This is a genomic window from Nocardia asteroides (assembly GCA_019930625.1).
GTDB classification, from domain to species: Bacteria; Actinomycetota; Actinomycetes; order Mycobacteriales; family Mycobacteriaceae; genus Nocardia; species Nocardia sputi.
On sequence record CP082844.1, the window covers coordinates 7,327,391 to 7,349,604 of the forward strand.

At 68.8% G+C, this 22,214-nt stretch carries 19 protein-coding genes; 8 read left to right on the plus strand and 11 right to left on the minus strand.

The genetic code is table 11. The features are described from left to right. Positions 1–11 precede the first annotated feature (11 nt). Together K8O92_33090 and K8O92_33095 are read left to right on the plus strand one after the other, a co-directional pair. On the plus strand, positions 12–1,205 hold the full coding sequence (locus K8O92_33090) for a beta-lactamase family protein (protein UAK32455.1): 1,194 nt from the start codon (positions 12–14) through the stop codon (positions 1,203–1,205). A gap of 123 nt (positions 1,206–1,328) precedes the next feature. Continuing rightward, the gene (locus K8O92_33095; protein ID UAK32456.1) at positions 1,329–1,676 is read left to right on the plus strand and encodes a DUF1801 domain-containing protein; all 348 of its coding nucleotides are present in this window, start codon (positions 1,329–1,331) and stop codon (positions 1,674–1,676) included. A gap of 6 nt (positions 1,677–1,682) precedes the next feature. Here K8O92_33095 and K8O92_33100 read toward each other — a convergent pair whose 3' ends face one another. The 3 genes from K8O92_33100 to K8O92_33110 all read right to left on the minus strand — a co-directional run bounded on the left by K8O92_33100 (position 1,683) and on the right by K8O92_33110 (position 4,622). After that, positions 1,683–2,813, minus strand: a complete 1,131-nt coding sequence (locus K8O92_33100; protein UAK32457.1) for an NDMA-dependent alcohol dehydrogenase — start codon at positions 2,811–2,813, stop codon at positions 1,683–1,685. Positions 2,814–2,955: 142 nt separating this feature from the next. Next, positions 2,956–3,486, minus strand: a complete 531-nt coding sequence (locus K8O92_33105) for a DinB family protein (GenBank protein ID UAK32458.1) — start codon at positions 3,484–3,486, stop codon at positions 2,956–2,958. Between the two features lie 71 nt (positions 3,487–3,557). After that, positions 3,558–4,622 (minus strand): phosphotransferase family protein, encoded by a 1,065-nt coding sequence (locus K8O92_33110; protein UAK32459.1) that lies wholly within the window; start codon positions 4,620–4,622, stop codon positions 3,558–3,560. Between the two features lie 80 nt (positions 4,623–4,702). Here K8O92_33110 and pabB point away from each other — a divergent pair, with 80 nt between their 5' ends. After that, positions 4,703–6,937, plus strand: coding sequence for an aminodeoxychorismate synthase component I (gene pabB, locus K8O92_33115; GenBank protein ID UAK32460.1), 2,235 nt, complete (start codon positions 4,703–4,705; stop codon positions 6,935–6,937). Positions 6,938–6,951: 14 nt separating this feature from the next. Here the strand turns inward: pabB and K8O92_33120 are convergent, their stop codons facing one another. Beyond that, complete coding sequence (locus tag K8O92_33120) at positions 6,952–7,449, minus strand: hypothetical protein (GenBank protein UAK32461.1); 498 nt, start codon at positions 7,447–7,449, stop codon at positions 6,952–6,954. Between the two features lie 84 nt (positions 7,450–7,533). Between K8O92_33120 and K8O92_33125 the strand changes: the two genes are divergently transcribed. Then, a complete protein-coding gene (locus tag K8O92_33125) occupies positions 7,534–9,564 on the plus strand; it encodes a TerD family protein (GenBank protein ID UAK32462.1) in 2,031 nt (676 codons plus the stop codon). 18 nt (positions 9,565–9,582) lie between these two features. On the opposite strand, the gene K8O92_33130 is transcribed toward K8O92_33125, so the two are convergent. The 5 genes from K8O92_33130 to K8O92_33150 all read right to left on the minus strand — a co-directional run bounded on the left by K8O92_33130 (position 9,583) and on the right by K8O92_33150 (position 15,349). Then, the gene (locus tag K8O92_33130; GenBank protein UAK36095.1) at positions 9,583–10,272 is read right to left on the minus strand and encodes a TetR/AcrR family transcriptional regulator; all 690 of its coding nucleotides are present in this window, start codon (positions 10,270–10,272) and stop codon (positions 9,583–9,585) included. Between the two features lie 44 nt (positions 10,273–10,316). Next, positions 10,317–11,546: a cytochrome P450 gene (locus K8O92_33135; protein UAK36096.1), complete on the minus strand. Its 1,230-nt coding sequence runs from the start codon at positions 11,544–11,546 to the stop codon at positions 10,317–10,319. Positions 11,547–11,737: 191 nt separating this feature from the next. Next, positions 11,738–13,153 carry a DUF1254 domain-containing protein gene (locus K8O92_33140; protein ID UAK32463.1) on the minus strand — a complete coding sequence of 472 codons (1,416 nt, stop codon included), beginning with the start codon at positions 13,151–13,153 and terminating at the stop codon, positions 11,738–11,740. A gap of 235 nt (positions 13,154–13,388) precedes the next feature. Next, positions 13,389–14,810, minus strand: coding sequence for a DUF1254 domain-containing protein (locus K8O92_33145; protein ID UAK32464.1), 1,422 nt, complete (start codon positions 14,808–14,810; stop codon positions 13,389–13,391). Between the two features lie 245 nt (positions 14,811–15,055). After that, complete coding sequence (locus K8O92_33150; protein ID UAK32465.1) at positions 15,056–15,349, minus strand: hypothetical protein; 294 nt, start codon at positions 15,347–15,349, stop codon at positions 15,056–15,058. A gap of 297 nt (positions 15,350–15,646) precedes the next feature. On the opposite strand from K8O92_33150, the gene K8O92_33155 reads away from it, so the two are divergent. Continuing rightward, entirely contained in the window at positions 15,647–15,922 is a 276-nt protein-coding gene (locus K8O92_33155) for a hypothetical protein (GenBank protein UAK32466.1), read from the plus strand. 124 nt (positions 15,923–16,046) lie between these two features. On the opposite strand, the gene K8O92_33160 is transcribed toward K8O92_33155, so the two are convergent. Together K8O92_33160 and K8O92_33165 are read right to left on the minus strand one after the other, a co-directional pair. Continuing rightward, a complete protein-coding gene (locus K8O92_33160; protein UAK32467.1) occupies positions 16,047–17,342 on the minus strand; it encodes a VWA domain-containing protein in 1,296 nt (431 codons plus the stop codon). Between the two features lie 119 nt (positions 17,343–17,461). Continuing rightward, the gene (locus tag K8O92_33165; GenBank protein UAK32468.1) at positions 17,462–18,910 is read right to left on the minus strand and encodes an SDR family oxidoreductase; all 1,449 of its coding nucleotides are present in this window, start codon (positions 18,908–18,910) and stop codon (positions 17,462–17,464) included. A gap of 174 nt (positions 18,911–19,084) precedes the next feature. Here K8O92_33165 and K8O92_33170 point away from each other — a divergent pair, with 174 nt between their 5' ends. The 3 genes from K8O92_33170 to K8O92_33180 all read left to right on the plus strand — a co-directional run bounded on the left by K8O92_33170 (position 19,085) and on the right by K8O92_33180 (position 22,181). Further along, positions 19,085–20,230 carry an AI-2E family transporter gene (locus K8O92_33170; protein ID UAK32469.1) on the plus strand — a complete coding sequence of 382 codons (1,146 nt, stop codon included), beginning with the start codon at positions 19,085–19,087 and terminating at the stop codon, positions 20,228–20,230. Positions 20,231–20,320: 90 nt separating this feature from the next. After that, the gene (locus tag K8O92_33175) at positions 20,321–20,836 is read left to right on the plus strand and encodes an OsmC family protein (protein ID UAK32470.1); all 516 of its coding nucleotides are present in this window, start codon (positions 20,321–20,323) and stop codon (positions 20,834–20,836) included. A 46-nt stretch (positions 20,837–20,882) separates the two neighbouring features. After that, a complete protein-coding gene (locus K8O92_33180; GenBank protein UAK32471.1) occupies positions 20,883–22,181 on the plus strand; it encodes a bifunctional o-acetylhomoserine/o-acetylserine sulfhydrylase in 1,299 nt (432 codons plus the stop codon). The last annotated feature ends 33 nt before the right edge of the window (positions 22,182–22,214 follow it).

Here is a 22,214-nt window from a genome sequence, read left to right on the forward strand (position 1 = left end):
ATCGACTCACCATGAGTGAAAAGCCCACTGTTCACGGCGACGTCGCGTCCGGTTTCGAACCGGTCGCCGACGCCTTCGGCCGCAACTTCGAGCGGCACGGCGAAATCGGCGCCGCCGTAGCGGTCTACGTGGGCGAGCGCCCGGTGGTCGATCTGTGGGCAGGCTTCCGCGATCGGCGGCGCACACTGCCGTGGGAGCAGGACACGATCGTGCCGGTGTTCTCCTCGACCAAAGGCATGGCGGCGTTCACCGTCGCCGCCGCGGTCGCCGAAGGGCTGCTCGACTACGAGCAGCCGGTGGCGAAGTACTGGCCGGAGTTCGCCGCCCACGGCAAGGACACGATCACCGTGCGTCAACTGATCGACCATCAAGCGGGGCTGTCGGGCCTGAGCGAGATCGTGCGCCTGCCCCAGATCGCCGATCCGGACGGCCTCGCACCCGCTCTGGCGGCGCAGAAACCCGCCTGGCGGCCCGGCACCAGGCACGGCTATCACGCGATCACCCTCGGCCTCTATCAAGGCGAACTGCTGCGCCGGGTCGACCCGCGTCGCCGCACGCTCGGACGAATCTTCGCCGAGGACATCGCCGCACCGCTCGGCGCGGATTTCTTCATCGGCCTGCCGCCCGAGCAGAGCATGGATCGCATCGCCACGATGTCGGCCACCCGCGGCCTGGACGTGCTGCGCTACGAACGCGATCTCCCGCTGCGGATCGGCGCGGAGATCTACGCCCGGCGCGGGCTGTCCTACGCGGCGCTGACCAACCCGCGCTGCGGGGCTCCGGCGCGGGCGACCCGGCGCGAGTTCCTCGAGGTGGAACTGCCGGGGTCCAACGGAGTGGGCAACGCTCGCGCACTGGCCAAGGTCTACGGCGCGGCCGCGGGCCGCACCGGCGCGCTGCCGATCGACGACGCATTGCTCGACCGGCTCGCCGCCGAGGAGACCGCCGACGACGTCCCCGCCTACGACCTGGTGCTGCACACCAAGAGCCGCTACCACCTCGGCTTCCGCAAGTCGCGCGGCACGTTCCGATTCGGCTCGGACAAACGCGCCTACGGCACCACGGGCCTCGGCGGCTCGTTCGGGTTCGCCGACCCCGCCACCGGTCTGGGTTTCGGCTACACGATGAACCGGCTGGGGTTGGCCGTCCTCGACGACATCCGTAGCCGCAACCTGCGCGAAGCCCTGCTGCGCTGCCGGATCTGAGCACGGGAGCGCGGCGCGCCGAGCCGTCCGCGATCCCCGGTGCGGCGCGGTCGGCTGCCTACACTCACGGCGCCCGGGCCGGCGAAGAGCGGTCCGTAACCGACCGTGGAAGCGAGGGACCTCGTGGCAGACAAGCCGACCACCGTCGAGGCGTATCTCGCCGCCTTCCCCTCCGACGTGCGGGAAGTCCTCGATGAGATCCGGCGCACCATCCAGACCGCCCTGCCGGATGCGAGTCAGGCGATCAGCTACGGCATCCCCACTTTCAAGCTGCACGGTCGCAACATCGTGCACTTCGCGGGTTGGCAGCACCACATCAGCCTCTACCCCATCCCGGACGGCGACCCGGCGTTGGAACGCGAGCTCGAGCCGTATCGGGCGGGCAAGGGAACGCTGCGTTTCCGGCTCGGCGAACCGGTGCCGTACGACCTGATCGCACGGATCGCCACCGCGCTCGCCGAGCAGCGGTGAGGCGCTCTACCAGTCCGCTTCGGTGTACTTGATGATGCCGCGGATGTTCTTGCCGTCCAGCATGTCCTGGTAGCCCTGGTTGATCTCCTCCAGGGAGTAGCTGCGGGTGACCATGTCGTCCAGGTTCAGCTGTCCCGCCTTGTACAGCGCCAGCAGGCGCGGCGCGTCCTGACGGGCGTTGCCGCCACCGAAGATGCAGCCCTTGACCGTCTTCTGCAACATCGACAGCAGGAAGCTGTTCAGCTTCACGTCGTTCTCGTCCATCCGGCCCATCGAGGTGACCACCAACGTGCCCGCCTTCGAGGTGAGGATGAGGCCCTCCTCGATGTACTCGCCGCGCATCTCGCCCATGGTCAGGATGACCTTCTCGGCCATCCGTCCCTCGGTGGCCTCCATCAGCGGCATGATCGCGGCGGCCATGCTCTCGTAGGTGTGCGTGGCGCCGAACTTCTGCGCCTGCTCGCGTTTCCACGGATTGGGGTCGACGGCCACCACCTTCGAGGCGCCCGACAGCACCGCGCCCTGCAGCGCGCTCATGCCCACGCCGCCGATGCCCGCGATCACCACGGTCTCCCCCGGGGACACCTGGGCGACGTGGGTGGCGGAGCCGAAGCCGGTGGGGACGCCGCAGCCGACCAGGCAGGCCACCTCGAAGGGAATGCTCGGATCGATCTTGACCACCGAGGTGTGGTGCACCGTCATGTACGGCGCGAAGGTGCCCAGCAGGCACATCGGGATGACGTTCTCCCCGCGGGCCTGGATGCGGTAGGTGCCGTCGCTGATCGCCTGCCCCATGAGCAGGCCCGCGCCCAGGTCGCACAGCGCCATGTGTCCTGCCACGCACGCCGGGCAGCGACCGCACGCGGGGATGAACGACAGGATCACGTGGTCGCCGACCTGGAGATCGGCCGGGCAGTTCGGGCCCAGTTTCGTGATCACGCCCGCACCCTCGTGCCCGCCCATGACGGGGAAGGACGGCATCGGGGTCGCACCGGTCACGATGTGATGGTCGGAGTGGCACATGCCGGCGGTTTCCATCCGGATCTGCACCTCGCCGGCGACCGGGTCGCCGACCTCGATCTCCTCCACCGACCACTGCTGGTCGATCCCCCACAGGATCGCGCCCTTCGTCTTCATTCCTGTCGACCCTCTCGCATGCGCGTGCTTGTATGTGACTGCACCCACACTACGAGAAAAATGTAACGCGTTCTAGTACCGGCGGAAAAAATCGTCGGTATAGCGTGACCTCGAACCCGAACGCGTTACAGTTGCGCGACAGTCAGCCCCGGACGTCGTGCACGTGGTGCACCAGATCGTGCACGAAGTACCGCGCGAAGGACTCCACCGTGAACAGCGCCCCGTCGCTGCGCGCCCCGCGTAGCCCGCGCCGCCCGGGCGGCACCGACTCGAAGGAGCGCGCCACCCGCTCGGCCGCCTCGTCCAACTCCGCGGCCACCCGGGCCGGGTCCTGCTCGTTGTAGCGGTCGGCGATCGCGGTCGCGTCCTGATCCCAATTCGCGAAGCGTGGCGCCTCGCCGTCGGGGTCACCGTCGAGCATCTGACCGAGGCGAGTGTCGAACAGACGGCACACGTCGCGCACGTGCGCGCCGTATTCCAGCGCGGACCAGGTCGATTCGTCCGGTCGCGTGCGGACGCCCGGGCGGCCGAGTACCGCACCGAAGCGGACGGCTGCCTCCTTGGTGAGCGCGGGCACGGCTTCGTAAGTGGTCGCGGCGGCGTCGAAACCGCATTCCGGACAGGGCTGTTCGAGCACCCAGGTCCAGTCCTTGACGTCGGGAACGATCGGCATGCGCTCAAGGTAGGCGTGGCCGGATAACACCCTCAACCGATATCCGGTCAACTATCGCAACATCCCGACAGTCATTCCATCAGCCGCCGCGCCCGCTCGAAGAGTTCCAGCGTGATCGCGTGCAGGAAATCGCCCACCTGCTCAGGGGCCTTCCCGGCGAACGCGCGCGCGTGCGTGCCTTCCAGGACGATGCCGAGCTTGAAACAGGCCAGCACGGTGTACCAGGGCATCGCGCTCAGGTCGCGCTCGGAGAACTGCCCGTAGTGCGCGATCATCTCCTCCGCCGCCGGCAGCCCGCCGACCGCGCCGAGCTTGCCCACCAGCGCCGCGCCGGTGGTGCCCGGTTCCGGGCGGGTGGCGATCTGCCAGCCGAGGTCGAGCAGCGGGTCGCCGATGGTGGACATCTCCCAGTCGACCATCGCCGCCACCTGCGGACCGTCGAAGGAGAACATCATGTTCGCCAGATGGCAGTCGCCGTGCAGGATGCCCGGCGTCCACTGGGCGGGACGGTTGCGGTCCAGCCACTCGCCCACCGCCGCCACACCGGGGATCTGCGGACCGGGGTAGCCCTCGTTGGCCGAATAGGACTCGAGCTCACCGAGCCAGCGCGGCACCTGGCGCTCCAGGAAACCCTCCGGCTTGCCGTAGTCGGCCAAGCCGAGCGCGCGATAGTCCAGCGCGCCGAGCCGCGCGATGGCCTCGACCGCGGAAAGGCCCATCCGCCTGCGAATCTCCGGATCACTCGCATGCAGCTGGGGCAGTTCGTTCTGCGGGTTGAAACCGTGGATCGGCTCCATCAGATAGAAGACCGCGCCGAGCACCGACTCGTCGGCGCAGGCCGCTATCACCCGGGGTGCGCGGACCTCGGTGTCGCCCAGCGCACCGAGCAGCCGGGCCTCGCGGCGAATCACATCGTTGCTCTTGGCTCGCAGGTGCTTCGGCCCACGGCGCAGCACGTAGGTGCGGCCACCGCGAGTGAAACGGAGCATGATGTTCTGCGTTCCGCCGCCCAGCGCGGTCACATCCTCGAAGTCCCCCGAGGGCAGACCCTGCTCATCCATCCACTTTCCGACGACGGCGAAGTCGACGACCGCGGGATCCACATCGACCGGTTGCGCAACAGACATGCCCCACATTGTGCACCACCTGCCGACCCTAACTGAAGGCAGACGACAACAGTTAGCTATCACCGGCGCGGCGTAGGGTTTCCAGAACCATGCACACGCTGTTGATCGACAACTACGACTCCTTCACCTATAACCTGTATCAGCTGATCAGCGAGGTGAACGGCGTCGAGCCGACGGTCGTGCGCAACGACGAGGCGCGCACGGTCGCCGAACTCGATCTCGGCCGGTTCGACAACGTCGTCGTCTCGCCCGGGCCGGGGCGGCCGGACGTGCCGCGCGACGTGGGAATCTCCGCGGCGGTGATCCGCGAGAGCCACCTGCCGCTGCTCGGGGTGTGCCTGGGCCATCAGGGCATCGTCGTCGCGGCGGGCGGCGTGGTCGCCGGGGCGCCCGCCGCCAGGCACGGCTATCTCGATCGCATCGAGCACGACGGCCGGGACCTGTTCGCCGGGCTTCCGCAAGGCTTCACCGCCGTGCGCTATCACTCGCTGGCCGCGCTGCGGCCGCTGCCAGGCGATCTGGAGGTCACCGCGCTGTCCGGCGACGGGGTCGTCATGGGCGTACGGCACCGCACCCGGCCGCAGTGGGGCGTGCAGTTCCACCCGGAGTCGATCGCCAGCGAGTTCGGCGCCGGTTTGCTGCGCAACTTCGCGAGACTCACCGCCACGCATCGCAGCCGACCTGCGCCTCCCACTGCGAGCCGGTCGATCGAGCGCGAGACCGCGCCGGACCCGGTCGCCGCGGGCTCCTCCCTTTCCCCCGCCTGGACCACGCACGTGCCGCTCGCGGCCGAGCAGTTCCCCGCCGCAGCGGTCGAGCTCGAGCGTCCCACCGACCGCGGATCATCCGCCCGGGCCGCGGATCCGGTTCGCCCCGATCCTGCGCTCCCGCGGACCTTCCGGCTCCAGCGGTCCGTCATAGAACGGCCGATCGATACCGAGAGCGCGTTCGTGCAGCTGTACGGCAACTCCCCCACGGCGTTCTGGCTGGACAGCGAGCATGTCGAACCCGGAGCGGACCGGTTCTCCTTCCTGGGTGACGCCGGCGGCCCGCTGGCCGAGGTGCTGCGCTACCGCGTGGGTGACGGCGAGGTGACCGTCGAGTCCGCCGACGGACATCGGCGCACCGCACCGGGCGGCATCCTCGATTTCCTGGCCGCCGAACTGCGCACGCGCCGGCTGGAAGCGCCCGAGCTGCCCTTCGATTTCGTCGGCGGCTACGTCGGCTATCTCGGCTATGAGGTGAAAGCCGACTGCGGTGCGAACGCGGTCCACCGCGCACCGACTCCCGACGCGCAGTGGATCTTCGCCGATCGAATGGTGGTCGTCGACCACGTCGGCGGGCGGACGCACCTGCTGGCGCTGAGCGACGACGGGGAAACCGCTCGATCCGCCGCCGACTGGCTGCGCGACACCCGCGAAACCCTGGATACCCTTCCGACCTGGACGAATCCGCCGCCGCTCGAGGTGCCTCAGGACGGCGACGCCGTCGCGCCGCTGCTCACTCGCGGCCGGGAGCGCTACCTCGCCGACATCGCGGTCTGCCACGAGCGGCTGCACGCCGGGGAGTCCTACGAGATCTGCTTGACCGACAGCGCCACGATCCCCGCCGCCGCGGCCGAAGGCCTCGATTTCTACCGCACGCTACGCCGGTGCAATCCCGCCCCGTATGCCGCCTTTCTGCGCTTCGACGATCTCGAAATCGCGTGCTCGTCGCCGGAGCGCTTCCTGAAGGTCGACCGCAGGCGCATCGTGGAGAGCAAGCCGATCAAGGGGACCGCGCCGCGCGGCGCGACCCCTGAGCAGGACGAGCGCCTGCGCCTCGAGCTGGCCGACAGTCCGAAGACCAGGGCGGAAAACCTCATGATCGTCGATCTGCTGCGCAACGATCTGGGCCGGGTCTGCGAGATCGGCAGCGTGTACGTGCCGAAACTGATGGCCACCGAGCAGTACGCGACCGTCCATCAACTGGTGTCCACGGTGCGCGGCAGGCTGCGGCCGGAGGTCGGCGTGATCGATTGCCTGCGCGCGTGTTTTCCCGGCGGATCGATGACCGGCGCGCCGAAGCTGCGCACCATGGAGATCATCGATGAACTGGAAACCGAGGCGCGCGGTGTCTATTCGGGCACGATCGGCTTCCTCGGGCTCGGTGGCACAGCGGACCTGAACATCGTGATCCGCACCGCCGTCCGCTACGGCGGACGCTGGCGGATCGGGGCGGGCGGCGCCATCGTGCTCGACTCCGACCCGGCCGAGGAGTACCACGAGGTCCTGCTCAAGGCGGCCGCCACGCTGCGCGCGGCCGCCGACCACGCGCACCGCTGAACGCTCGTACCCGGTCATTTGCGCCGCTTGGCGGGCTTGCGCCGGGGCGGCTCCTCGGCGGGTTGTTCCGGCGCGCTCAGACCGGTCAGCTTGCCCAGCAAGGCGACGCCGGGCAACTTCGCCAATCGGCCGAGCACGTCCTCGCCGAGCGAGATCATCGCCTCCAGCCGGGGCAGCAGCCGGTCGTAGGCCGCGAAGGCCGGGTCGGCGAGGGCCAGAGTGCGGTCGAGCCGATCGATGGTGGAGTTGAGCCGTTCGATCGCGGTCGAGAGGTTCTCGACCAGGTCGGGCAATTGGGCGGCCAGCTGAGCCGATGCCGGCGGCAGCCGCACCGCCGCGTCGAACGCCGACGTCGCGGTCAGCTGGGCGGCTTCCAGCGCTTGGCCCGCGGCCGTCTGCGCGGCTTCGACGGCCGCCTGCGCGGCGGCCAGGACGTCGGTGGGACCGGGCACACGCCCACCGGGCAACTTCGGGGTCGGCGGCTTACGACCCGGGCGTTTCGGGTTCGTCATGGGACCACTGTGCCGCACGCCCCGCCGAAGGCCATCCCCTCGCACGTTCGGCGTGTCGGAGGGTCGTGGCATAGTGCGAGCACAATGAAACTCAGCAAGGGCGCGAACGCAGCGGTACCGACATCCCTTCTAGCCGTGGTTGTTTCATGGCGGTCGGAGCATGCGGTGGATGCGCACGCCTTGCTGCTGGACGCGTCCGGCACAGTCCGCTCGGACCGGGACCTCGTGTTCTACAACGCCCCGCGGCACGTCTCCCAGGCGGTCACGCTCGATCAGGAACCCGCGCCGGGCACCGCGCGGCTGAGCGTCTCGCTGCCGCGCACCGAAGCCGACGTCGATCGCATCGTCGTCTCCGGTTCCGTGGACGGGGGCACTTTCGGCGACATCCACGGGCTGACCGTCGCCGTGCACTCCGTCGACGGTGCGGTCGTGACGTTCGAGATCGATGACGTGGACGCGGTGACCGCGCTGATGTTCGGTGAGTTCTACCGCCGCGACGAGCAGTGGCGTTTCCGCGCCATCGGCCAGGGCTGGTCCAGCGGACTGGCGGGGTTGGTCACCGAGTTCGGCGTCCGAATCGAGGATCCCTCGACGCCCGCCCGCACCACTCATCCCACCAACCCGTTCCGGGTACGCCGGTCCACCGCGACCACGTCGGCGCAGGAACGACTTCCGGCCCGCTCGACGCCCACGGCGGAGCCCGCCGGCCAGCCCGCACGGCACGACCTCACCCCGGCCCGGCACGTCGCGCAAGGGCCTTTGCCCTCCGGCCCCGCCCTTGCGAACGGGGAATCCCCCGCCGGGACCGAGCGAGCCGACGTACCGAACGTCACCGCGGAAGACGTTCCATCGCAACTGATAACCGATCACCACCGCCGGTCCGCCGAGCCGACCGGGCAATCCGCAGGGGCTCGACCGAGCTTCGACTCCCCCGCCTGGCCGCGCACCGAAGTGCTCGACCGCGTGGACACCTCGCCCCTGCCGCGCCCCCGACCGGTCGACCTCAACCGGTACATCCCCGAAACCGCACCGCACGCTCCCGTGCCACCCCCGAATCCCGAATACGCCGACTGGCACCCGGATCCGGACAACCCGCAACGCCTACGTTGGTGGGACGGGACCGAATGGACCGAGGACAGGCGGCTACGCCACCCGCACAGCGGCCGTCATTGCGATCGTTGCGGTAACCCGCTGCGCCGGAAACTCCTCGGCGGGCTCGCACCGTGCCAAAGGTGTGAACAGGAGATCGAGGAATACCTCACCCATTGGCACACCCGGGCGTGGCGGGTGCTCACCGGCCACGGCCCGCGTGGTCCCGAGTGGGCGGCGTTGTGGGCGTCGTTGCGCTATCAGCGCATCGACGCCGAAGCGGGTCGGACGGCCTTGCGTGACGTGGCGCTCAGCTACGTCGAGCGGCTGGTCACCTTCGCCTTCGCCGACGGTGAGGTCAGGCACGCGGAACTGGAACTGTTCGAGCAGGCGGTCACCGAACTCGCGCTGGGTGGGCCGCTGATCGAGGATCTGCGCCGACGGATGCATCGCGGGAACACCCTCCACCGGCTGCGCACGGGCGATCTGCCCCTCGTCCGCACGCCGGGCCTGCACCTGGACCCCGAGGAGACGGTGCATCTGGACCTGCCCGCCACACACGTGCGTCAACTCGCTCGCGGCCCGAAGCTCACCGAGGGCAGGCTGATCGGCAGCAACAAGAAGCTGCGTTTCGTCGGCGCCGACACCGGCATCGAGATGCCCTGGTCCCGCGTCGTCTCCGTGCACGCGGAACAGGGGACGGTGGTGATCGCGGCCACCTCCGCGCGCGGCGGTGCGACCTTCGCCGTCGACGATCCGGACTACGTCACGGCCGCCCTGGAAGGCGCCCTGCGCGTGGCCAAACGTCTCGTCCTCACCCCGGGCCAGCGCGACACCCGAAGCATTCCGCAAGAGGTGAAGGCGCAGGTGTGGCAGCGCGACGGCGGACGGTGCGTCGAATGCGGTGACGGGCACTACCTGGAATTCGACCACATCATCCCGCTCAGCCGCGGCGGCGCGACCAGCGCCGCCAATCTCCAGATCCTGTGCCGCGCGTGCAATCGCGCCAAGGGCGCCCGCATATAGCGCACGAGCCACCGGGCCTCACTCGCTGAGCAGGCCCGCCGTGCGGCCGAGATCGGCCAGCATCGCGTCGAACAGGATCTCCGGATTCTCCAGCGGGATCGGGTAGTTCCCGAACACCTCGAGCGTGACATGGCCGTAGAGCCGCGCCCAGATCTGGATCATCAGATACGTCACCCCGAGATCCAGTTTCTCGGCGGGAAACTTCTGGCCCGACTCCGACAGCGCGGCCAGCAGTTCGGTCTGGAAGTGCGCCAGATCCTCGCGCAACTCCGGTGGGATGACGTCGGTGGGCGGGGTGACGATGTCGTAGTTGGCCAGCAGCCTGCCCGCCGCGGCCAGGAAGATCCGGCCGAACGGCTCGTCGAAGCGGCGCAGCGCGCGAGCCTGCCCGGCGCCGGGCGAGGCGAACACCAAGGTGAACTCCCTGGTGTGCGTCAGCGCCCAGCGCCGGAAGCCACGGCAGATGGCGAAGAACTGCACGGCGCCGTCGTCGGGCAGTGTGGCGATCTCCGCGGTCAGGTCTTCGGCCAGGTCGGCGCAGAAGTCCAGGCGCAGGCGCTCCAGCAGGTCTTCCAGCGACTTGTAATACCGGTACAGGGCGGGCGCGGTGACACCGAGCTCACGCGCGATGGCGCGCAGGGTGACCGCGTCGGGCCCGCGCTCGACCAGCAATCTGCTGGCGACCCGCCGGATGTCGGTGTCGGTCACCACCGGCGCACGGCCCCGTGGTCTGGACTGTTGCACTGAACGATTCAAGCGTATTCGACGTCCCAGCGCTTGATCCCGTTCAACCAGCCCGATCGCAACCGCACCGGATCGGACACCTGCCGCAGGCCGGGCATCGCATCGGCGATGGCGTTGAACATCAGATCGATCTGCAGCCGGGCCAGGTTCGCGCCCACGCAGTAGTGCGTGCCCGTACCGCCGAATCCCACGTGCGGATTCGGATCGCGCAGCACGTCGAAGCTGAACGGATTCTCGAACGCCTCCTCGTCGAAATTGGCCGAGCTGTAGAACAATCCCAGCCGCTGGCCCTTCTTGATCTCTTGGCCGCCGAGCACGGTGTCCTGAGTCGCCGTGCGCTGGAAGGCGGTGACGGGGGTGGCCCACCGGACGATCTCGTCGGGCGCGGTGCGCGGACGCTGCTGCTTGTAGATCTCCCACTGCTCGGGGTTGTCCACGAACGCCTTCATGCCGTGGGTGATCGAATTACGCGTGGTCTCGTTGCCCGCCACCGACAGCAGGATGACGAAGAACGCGAACTCGTCCGAGCCCAGGTGTTCGCCGTCGATGTCGGCGTTGACCAGTTGGGTGACGATGTCCTCGGCCGGGCAGGCACGCCGCTGCTCGGCCATGTTCCAGGCGTAACCCATCACCTCCGCGGTGGCGGCTTGGTGATCGCCCTCGAATTCCGGGTCGTCGTAGGAGATCATCTGGTTGGACCAGTCGAAGATCTTCTTCCGGTCCTCCTGCGGGATGCCCAGCAACTCGGCGATGGCTTGCAACGGCAGTTCACAGGCGACCTGCTCGACGAAATCGCCGCTACCGGCCTTCTTGGCCTCGTGCACGATCCGAGCGGCGCGTTCGGTGAGCGCGGCGCGCAGGCTCTCCACCGCCCGCGGCGTGAACCCCTTGGAGATGATGCGGCGGGTCTTGGTGTGCTTGGGCGGGTCGAGGTTGAGCAACAGCATGTCGCCGAGCATGTCGATCTGCTCGCGCGTGGTCTCCTCGTTGAACCGGATGATCGCGGTGTTCTGATGCGAGGAGAACACCTCGGGATTCTTGGAGATCTCCTTGATGTGCGCGAGCTTGGAGACGACCCAGTACCCGCCGTCGTCGAAGCCGCTGGCCCGGTTGTGCTGAGCGCACCACCACACCGGGGCGGTGCGGCGCAGTTCGGCGAACTCCGCGATGGGCAGGCGGCTGGCGAGCAGGTCGGGGTCGGTGAAGTCGAATCCCGTCGGGATCGACGGCGTGGTCACGGTCACGGCTAACTCCTACGGTCCGGTCCTGGCGCAGACCTGGACGACGATGTGGGAACTCGGTCCAAGCAGATGCAACCACAGAACCAAGCTCCGTGAACAGTGTTTAGTAAAACCCGTTTACTTTTTGCGGCGACGGCCGCGCCACCGATTCGCGAACTCCCGCGCTCGACCTGGTCGCGAGGACCGGCTCACCGCAGCGCAATCAGCGGCGGTGGCTGCCAACGCCTCTGCAAGACCGCCGCTTTCGGCGCGAACAAGGCCAGGGTCACCGAAAACGGCTCCGATTCCGGGACGGGCAGCCAGTTGCCCTGGGGGACGCCCGGGCCGGGGTCGTCGTGCTGGAGCGTGAGGTCCAGGGAGCCATCCGGGTTGAGCACGACGGGTACATGATGGCCCACCGAGTAGATCTCGGCCGGGTTGGCCACCAGATAGTCCTCGGCGTCGTAGACGGCCAGCGACCAGAAGGCGTCGACCGGCGGCAACTCGCCCGACACGAAGTGCAGCCGGAAAGGGCCCGCGCCCGCGGGGACCGCCGTGAAGAAGTAGTGCGCGTCCTCCGGCAAGGGGATGCCGAGAGCGCCGAACGCCGTGACGGCACGCAACAGATAGTCGGTGCCGAACCGGCCCGCCCCGAGATCGGAGACCCAGCCGTTGTCGTTGCTCGTATTCGCTCCGATGGTCACCGGGAGTTGCTGCTCGACGGTCTCGGCCGCGGCGGTCAGTTCGGCCTCGGACACGCCTACGACCGCACCGCCGGGCCGGATGCCGATCTCCGCGAAGCGCCGCATGGCGGGCGCGTCCTCTGGCGCCGGCGGGTTGATCGACAACAGCGCGCACATCCGATCGAAGAACTCCGGCGCGTCCATCTCCATGACCTGGTCGACCGCGCGTTGCGCGTCCGTGTCCCCGCCCGGCGGAGCGGCGGGCGCGGGCGGCTCGGCGCCCGCGATCCACGCACTCAACGGAACCAGTCTCACCCTCTGCTGCAACGAGCGAACAACCGGCAGATCGTTCTCCCCGTCGACCTGGATCCGGACGATCAGCCACACCGTCGGCGTCGGCATCGGCAACGGCGTGAGACCCTCCGGCAGCGTGCCCGACCATCCCGGACCGGTCACCACGTAGGTGTGCGACGCAGCAGTCGGCTCGGTCCGCGGCCGGATGCTGCTCGGGGCGTGCACGTTGTTCGTCCAGGCATCCAGCACTTGCGCCAGCCAGAACCGGCTACCACCCATCGCGGGAACGCTCAGCACCATCGGCTCGGCCGTCACATCCAGCCAAGCGGTCGAGTGCAGTGTGTCGGGGTCCGGCCGCACCACTCTCCGTTGCGCCGCGGTGTACAACGCCGTGGCGTGGTCGAACCGGTTGGCGGATGTGGTCGCCTCGGCGATCGACCGGGTCGAGTCCACCAGCACCAGCGGAAAGCCGAATACGTAGGCGTCCTTGGCGATCATGCCGCCCTCGCTGGTCATGGAGCGTTGGGTCGAGCCCTCCCCGTTCGATCCGGCGCACGCCGCCGCACCCAGCGCGGCCACCGACGTCGCCGCCAGGCCGAGCGCGGCGCGGCGCGACAGCGCGGAATCGCGGTAGGTCCACTCGCCCATGATCCTGTTCCGCCTCCGCTCGACCGGTGCCGCGCCGCAACCGTCCCGGATTATAACCGGCGAACACAGGGAAATTGCTGGTCAGCGCGTAAACGATGCCGCGGTGGTGGGACGGTTCACCCGCCGAGCAGGGCCGAAGGACGCACCTTCCACTCGATGCCGGTTGCCCACGGCTTTCGGCGGGCCGTGAGCAGCCGCGCGTGGTTCACCGACCGGATCAGGGCATGGACCCGGATCAGAACACCGTCAGCAGCGGCGGTGGACGCCACCGTCCCTGGATCGCCTCCGCCTTGGGCGCGTACATGCGCAGGGTCAGCGAGAACTGGCCGGATTCCGGGATGGGTAACCAGTTCCCGGCGGGCACACCCGGCCCCGGGTCGCTGTACTGCAACGCGATATCGGAGGACCCGTCGGGATTGAGCACCACCGGCGCCGGGTGGCCCACCGCGTAGATCCCGGCCGGATTGGGCACCAGGTAGCTGTCGGCGCCATAGGCGGTCAACGACCAGAAGTCGTCGACGGGCGGCAGTTGGCCGGGCGCGAAATGCAGCCGGAATCGGCCCGCGCCGCCGCCCGCGTCGGTCGACGCGAACAGCGTCGGATAGAAGGCGTTCTCGGCCAGACTGGCGCCGAGCGCGATCTGCGCGATGGCGGCGCGCAGCATGTAGTCGGTGCCGAAGCGCCCGACGAGGGGATCGATGAGCCAACCGTTCTCGTTGACCGTGCGGGCGCCCAGATACACCGGAATCTGCTGTTTGGCGGTGTCGATCGCGGCCGAGAGATCGCCTTCCGACAGACCCTCGACCGCGCCGCCGGGCCGGATACCGATCTCCGCGAAGCGCCGCATGGCGGGGGCGTCCTCGGGAGCGGGCGGGTTGATCGACAACAGCGCGCACATCCGATCGAAGAACACTCCCGCGTCCATCTCCGCGACCCATTCGGGCGGCGGCTGTACACTCGCCTGCCGCGGCGGAGCGGCGGGAGCCGGCGGCTCGCCGCCCGCGATCCACGCACTCAACGGAACCAGCCGCAATTCCTGCTGCAACGAGCGGACAACCGGCAAATCGTTCTCCCCGTCGACCTGGATCCGGACGATCAGCCACACCGTCGGCGTCGGCATCGGCAACGGCGTAAGACCGCCCGGCAACGTGCCCGACCATCCCGGACCGGTCACCACATAGGAATACGGCGCAGTGGCCGATCTCGCCTGCGGCCGCGCCTGGCTCGGATTGTGCACGTTGTTCGTCCAGGCATCCAGCACTTGCACGAGCCAGAACCGGCCACTGTCCATCGCGGGAACGCTCAGCACCATCGGCTCGGCCGTCACATCCAGCCAAGCGGTCGAACGCAGCGAATCCCGGTCCAGTCGCACGACGTCGCGTTGTGCCGGGCTGGGCAACGCCGTCGCGTGCTGGAACCGGTTGGCGGGCGTGGCCCCCTCCGCCGCCTCGCGCGTGACGTCCATCAGGACGAGCGGATACCCGAAGACGTAGGCGTCCTTGGCGATCGTGGCGGCGTCCTCAGGGACGGAGCCCGGGGCGCGGTCTTCGTCGTCACCCCCACACGCCGCCAACCCGGCCGCGACCACCGATGCCGCCGCGATACCGAGCGCCGTGCGCCGCGAGACCCCGGACTCGCCGCCGGTCCTGTCGTCCATGATCCTGCTCCGTCTCCGATCGTGTCGGGCACCGCGAGATCCGCACCGGAGTATAGCCGCCCCGAGCAACGGAAATAGCAGGTCAACGCGGTGATCGCAGGAAAAGGGGGAACCGTATGACGGACGCGAAACATCCGGCGGCACCCTCGGCGGTCGCGACCGGCGCCTCGCGGCGATCCGTTCGCGGCACGCTCGTCGTCACCGACGAGGATGTGCCGGGCGGGATCGCCGCGTCGCGCCCGCGGTCAGAACTCCAGAACGGTGTTCATGATGGTGCCCGCGCTGGTGGCGACCACTCCGCCGAGCATCGCGCCCGCGATCATCTTCGGCGACTGCAAGCCGCCGCCGCTCCACTTCTCCCAGGCGAATCTGCCGCCCGCGTAGATGATGCTGACGATGCCGGACGCCAGCGCGAACCAGGTGAGATACCGGACGAACTGTAAGAGCTTGTCCGCCAAGGGCGGCGCCTCCGGGGTCGGATTGCCGATCTGCGCCAACGTCGTGAACGAATCGCCGACCGACGCCAGAATGATGCTCACCGTCTACTCCCTCTACGCTCGAATACAACCCTGCCGCCGACCAGTCGCTATGCGAAAGCCGTTCGACTACCGATGAATTCGGCCACGAACCAGGATACGGGCACAGACCGCGCCGCGGTGTGCGCACTGCGCGCAACGTTCCCGACCAGCCGCGAGACAGGCAGACCCGGCCAGGCTACCGGGAAACGCGAACTTTCCTGCGCTGCACGGACCCGACTGCATCGCGGCGAGCGAACGGATACGATCTTCTCAGCGAATCACCTGCCCCTGTCCCGAATCCAGAATGAGCGAACGACGATGATCCTGGCCGCCGCTTACGACACCTTGGCGCAGATCGGCAATCCCACTCCAGAAGCACCGCCGATCTCCGACAAGTTCCTCCAACTGGTCCGTTACCTGACGTGGTTCGTGCTCCTGTCGGGCATCTGCGGCATCATCTACGCCGGTGGCCGCTTCGCCTGGGAGAAGTGGACCGGCGGCGGGCTCGAATCACCGAAGATGGTGGCGGGAGCCATGATCGGCGGGGTGATCGCCACCAGCGCGGGCACCATCATGAACGCCGTCATCGGCTGATCCGAGGCGCACCGAAACTCCACACCGCCATAGCTTCTCGCTATATCAGGCGGGTAATGTCGAGTGGGCAGGGCAGCTTTGCGCTGTTCGACGCGATGATGCCGCTGCGCGGTCACCGCGTGGGTCAGCGCAGGATGCCCGCGGCTCGCGCCGCGCGCAGCCAGTCCGGGAACTCGCCGAGCAATCGCGCGTAGAGCTGCGTGTCGTCGACCTGATCGATGTCGTCGAGGGCGAAGAACCCCGCGTTGTCGACCGCCCGGTCCGACAGCTCGTCCAGGGTGCGCAGCAGGCCGTAGTTGGCGCGGCCGAGGCCGACGAACTGCCAGAAGGCGGGCAGCAGCGAAGCTTCGCGCATGAGCGCCGCGATCTCGCGCTTCTTGGCGAAGCCCCCGTCGGTGAAGAACAACACGAGTGTGGGGCGATCGCCTCGGCGCAGCGAGTCGATGATGTCGCGCATGATCGGCAGTTCGTCGTTGCGGCCGCCGAGCCGGTCGTAGTCGATGCCCCCGTGGGTTCCGATGAGATGCAGGTAGGTCCGCGCCCACTCGCCACCGTGCTCGACGGCGATATCGGGCAACTTGGCGAATGAGACCGCGTAGAGATACGCCTCCAGCGTGCCGTCGTCGTCGAGCTGGGTGGCCACCGGAATCATCCGCTGCACGACACGATGTACGACCTGGTCGCGGTACTGCCGAGTCATGCTGCCGGTTTTGTCGATGACGAGCACGACGCGGGCGCGGATTCCGAAAGCGTTCTTGTCCATGAGAACTTTCGCGACTTCACGTTTACGCAGGTCCAGCGTCGCGCGCTTGTCGAAGGAAAGCTGGGCCTCGCCGGGAACGGTGAAGACGTCGGTCGGCGGCGTGGTCCAGGTGGTCGCGGGCGCGGTAGAGCTCGAGGATGCGGTGCCCCCTCGGGTTGGTTCGTCGTCCACGCTCACGCCGTGATCGGTGACGAGCGCGGCGAACCCGCCCGCATAACCTTGTCCGACCGCGCGCACCTTCCACGAGTCCTGGCGGCGGTACAGCTCCAGCGCGATCACCACGGATTCACTGCCCAAACCCTCGATGCGGTACTCGTACAGCACGGTCCCCGCCGCGTCGGCGACCGTGGCGATCGGCGGCGGGAACCCGCCGAAGGACTCCGCCGGATCGTCGAGGGTGAGCACCGCACGCAGTTGCGCGACGTCCGGGGGCAGTTCGCCGAGCGAAACCGACAGCGCGGCAGGCGTTCCGCGCCCCAGCGACACGCCCGGCGCGCTCGGTTGATCGAAGAACACGAAGTCCGCGTCCGATCGCACGCGCCCCGCTTCGGTCACCAGCAGCGCCGATACGTCGACCGCGGCCTCGGTCCGCACCGACACCAGCACGCGGGCCACGTCCAATGCCCCGTTCTGACCTTTGACCAATGCCGCGCCCACCGAGACTCCCAGCCGTCATCACTTCGAAATCGCCACCGGAATCAGGGTAGGTGCACGCTGGGGAGAATGCGGACCTTCGCGCCGCATCGAGACCGCCTCGCCCTCCGACGAACTCGCGGTCATCCCGTGCGCGACGATTCCGCGGCGCCGGTGATATTGCGCGCCATCCCACCGAAGATGACCGCGTGGAACGGCGCGATGGACTTCCAGTACAGATGCCCGGCCAGCCCGCGCGGTTCGAACAGGGCACGCTGGCGGTAGGTGGCGCCCGGACCGTCCGGCTCGACCGAGAGCTCCAGCCAGGCCCGGCCCGGCACCCGCATCTCGGCGCGCAGCCGCAGCAACCGAGGTCGCTCGAGCCGCTCCACCCGCCACCAATCCAGCGCCTCGCCCTCGTGCAGCCGGTGTGGATCGCGACGGCCGCGCCCGAGACCGACGCCGCCCGCGAGCCGGTCCATCCAGCCGCGCAGCGACCAGGCCAGCGGGAAGGAATACCAGCCGTGTTCGCCCCCGATCGCCTCGATCACCCGCCACAGCGTCGCCGGGTCGGCGTCGGTGTGCCGTTCGCGCACATCCCGGTACAGCGAGCCACCCGACCATTCGGGGTCGGTGGGCAGCGGATCCGAGGGCTCGCCCGGCGGATCGGCATCCGACCACCTGGTCGGCACATCCAGGTCGCGAATCTTCTCCAACGCCAACGTCACCGCCCGCCGGTAACCGGTCGGTCCGCCCGGCGGGTCCGGGATGAGTTCGGCGATCGCGTGGTCGCGGCAGACCACGTCGTTGATCAGCGACTCCATCAGCGGCACGGCGATGGCGCGTGGCACCGGGGTCACCAGATTCACCCACTGCGCCGACAACCACGGCGTCAGTACCGGCACCGGCACGATCAGCCGTCGCGGCAGCTGCGCCACTTCGGCGTAGTCGCGCATCATCCGTACATAGGTCAGCACGTCGGGACCGCCGATGTCGAACGCGCCGCCGGCGCCTTCGGGCAGCGTCGCCGCCTCGGCCAGGTAGTAGAGCACGTCACGCACCGCGATCGGCTGGATCCTGTTGCGTACCCAACGCGGTGTGACCATCATCGGCAAACGCTCGGTCAGGTAGCGCAGCATCTCGAAACTGGCCGAACCGGAACCGATGATCACCGCGGCGCGCAGCACCAAGGCGGGCACCGAGCCCGCCCGCAGGATCTCGCCGACCTCGGATCGCGAGGCCAAGTGGCGCGACAGCCGCTGCTCGTCCGGGACGATGCCGCCCAGGTAGACGATCCTGGTCAGCCCAGCGTGCGCCGCCTCGGCCGCGACCAGCGTGGCGGCCTCCCGGTCCACCGTGTCGAAGTCGGCGCGCGTCAGCGAATGGACCAGGTAGTACAGCACATCCTGTCCGGAAAGCGCGGCGCGCACATCGGCGGCGGACGTCACGTCACCGGCCAGCACCTCGATGCGCTCGCGCCAGGGAGCATCGGCGAGCTTGCCCGGTGTGCGCGCCAGCACCCGAACCGTATGACCGGCGCGCAGCAGCTCCGGCACCAGCCGTCCGCCGATGTAGCCCGTCGCACCGAACACCACACACCGCACGACAACCACCCTTCCCGTGACCTGTTCAGGTGATGACCAGGGGCTGCCGGGTCAAACCGCGTCGCGCTTCCGCGCCGCACGCGTGCCCGACGGGGGCGCAACCGGTATGGAGGGCGGGCTCGAGCCCTGCTCGATCCGGTGACCTCGTGCCAGACTGGGCCGGTGAGCGAACGTAGCAAAAGCCACGGACCAGACAAGCCCACCTTGCGGGATCGCGGTGACGTCATCGGGGTGGGCCTGCTGTGGCTGGCCAAGTGGGCGCTGTGCATCGTCGCCATCGCGGCGGGCGCGTGGGTGCTGGGATTCCTGGTGGCCCGGCTGTGGGTGGTGATCTTGCCGGTGGCGCTGGCGATCGTGGTCGCCACAGTGCTGTGGCCGCCGGTCCGCTGGCTCACCGCACACGGTTTGCCGCCCGCCGCGGCCGCCTCGATCGGGGTGATCGGTTTGATCGGTGTGCTGGCCGGCGTCATCGCGCTGATCGTGCCGTCGGTCGTGGACCAGGCGCCGGAGCTGGCCGACAAGTCGAGCGCGGGCGTCGAGCAGGTGCGCGACTGGTTACAAGGTCCGCCGCTGAGAATCCGTGACGAACAACTGGATTCGGCTGTGGACGCGATCGTCTCCCGGCTGCAGTCGAGTTCTGAGCAGATCGCCAGCGGCGTGTTCAGTGGTGTGTCCACCGCGACGTCGGTGCTGATCACCCTGTTCCTGGTGCTCGTGCTGACCTTCTTCTTCGTCAAGGACGGACCGCGCTTCCTGCCCTGGGTGCACAGCGTTTCCGGAAGCCGCAGCGGCAAGCACCTGGAGGAGGTGCTCAGTCGGGTCTGGGCCGTGCTCGGCGGATTCATCCGCACCCAGGCGCTGGTCAGCCTGATCGACGCGGTGCTCATCGGCGCGGGCCTGGTCATCCTCGGGGTGCCGCTGGCGCTGGTCCTCGCGGTGGTCACCTTCCTCGGCGGATTCGTCCCCATGGTCGGCGCGTTCGTCGCGGGTGCGCTCGCGGTGCTGGTGGCGTTGGTGGGCAACGGCTTCGTGACCGCGCTGATCGTGCTCGGCATCGTCATCGCCGTGCAACAGCTGGAGGGCAATGTGCTGCAACCGGTTTTGCAGAGCCGCACTATGCAGTTGCACGCGGTCATCGTGCTGCTGGCGGTCACCGCGGGCGGCTCGCTGTACGGGATCGTCGGCGCGTTCCTGGCCGTTCCCGTCGTCGCGATGGCCGCGGTCGTCCTGCGCTACGTCGGCGAGCAGATCGACGCGGCCACCGTGACACCGCCGAAACCGGAGACCGAGGCCGAGCCCGCGGAGTGACGGCGGTGCACGAGAGCCGCGCGCCATCGTTGCACTCAGTCCGAATGTAACTATCGCCGTCGCCCGCCGCGGTTCCTAGCGTCAGTGGACATGACAACTGATGTGAGCACCCCGCTCAACGACATCGCCGACGCGACGGCCAGGGCCGTCGCGGATGACCCGGCGAACGCTCTGGTGGTGTTCCGTGCCTCCGGGGTCCCGGAGGGTACGGTGGGCAGCGCGATCACTCTCGGCAAGCACACCGTTCGCGTGGACGAGCCGCCCGCGCTCGGCGGCGCGGACACCGCGCCCAACCCGGTCGAGGTGTACCTGGCGTCTCTCATCGCGTGTCAAGTGGTGACCTACCGGTTCTGGGCCCAGCGCCTCGGCATCACGATCGATGAACTCGCCGTCAGCGCCGAAGGCGATCTCGACGTGCGCGGGTTCTTCGGCTTGGACGAGGCCGTCCGCGCCGGGTTCCAAGCGGTGCGGGTGACCGTGCGCGTCAGCGGCCCCGACACCGAGCAGCGTTATGCCGAACTCCAGCAGACCGTCGACGCACTCTGCCCGGTGCTCGACCTCACCACCGGACGCACCGCGGTCGACACCACCCTGATCACCGATTAGCCGCCGTACGACCCGATCGATTCCCGAACAACAGGAGGACCTCCCGATGACCGAACCCGACCTGTCCCAGAACTGGAGCTTCGAGACCAAGCAGATCCACGTCGGACAGATTCCGGACGGCACGACCAACGCCCGCGCGCTCCCGATCTACCAGACCACCTCCTACACCTTCCGCGACACCGCGCACGCGGCGGCGCTGTTCGGTCTGGCGGAGCCGGGCAACATCTACACCCGGATCATGAACCCCACCCAGGACGCGGTGGAGCAGCGCGTCGCGGCACTCGAAGGCGGCGTCGCCGCCCTGCTGCTGGCCTCCGGGCAGGCCGCGGAGACCTTCGCGATCCTCAACATCGCCGGAGCGGGCGACCACATCGTCTCCAGCCCCCGGCTCTACGGCGGCACCTACAACCTCTTCCACTACTCGCTGCCCAAACTCGGCATCGAGGTCTCCTTCGTGGATGACCCCGACGACCTCGAGCAGTGGCGGGCCGCCATCCGTCCGAACACCAAGGCGCTCTACGGCGAGACGATCTCCAACCCGCAGAACCACATCCTCGACATCCCCGGTATCGCGCAGGTCGCCCGCGACAGCGGCGTGCCGCTGATCGTGGACAACACCGTCGCCACGCCGTACCTGATCCAGCCGCTGGCTCACGGCGCCGACATCGTCGTACACTCGGCCACCAAGTACCTCGGCGGACACGGCGCGGCCATCGCGGGCGTGATCGTCGACGGCGGCAAGTTCGACTGGACCGGTGGCCGGTTCCCCGGCTTCACCGAACCCGACCCGAGCTACCACGGTGTGGTGTACGCCGATCTCGGCGCGCCCGCCTACGCGCTCAAGGCGCGCCTGCAACTGCTGCGCGACCTCGGCTCGGCGGTCTCGCCGTTCAACGCGTTCCTGATCAGCCAGGGCCTGGAGACGCTGAGCCTGCGGATCGAGCGGCATGTGCAGAACGCGCAGGCGGTGGCCGAATTCCTCGACACCCGTTCCGAAGTCACCTCGGTGTCCTACGCGGGCCTGCCGTCGTCGCCGTGGTACGAGCGGGGCCGCAGCCTCGCGCCCAAGGGCGCGGGCGCGGTGATCGGCTTCGAGCTGGCCGGCGGCGTCGACGCGGGCAAGCGGTTCGTCGAGGCGCTGCGACTGCACAGCCACGTCGCCAATATCGGCGACGTGCGCTCGCTGGTGATCCACCCGGCTTCCACCACCCACTCGCAGCTGACGCCGGAAGAGCAGCTGGCCGCGGGCGTGACGCCCGGCCTGGTCCGGCTCGCGGTCGGCATCGAGGGTATCGATGACATCCTCGCCGACCTGCGCGCGGGATTCGACGCCGTGAATTCTTGAGGTTCGGTGCCCCGGGCGATCGACCCGGGGCAT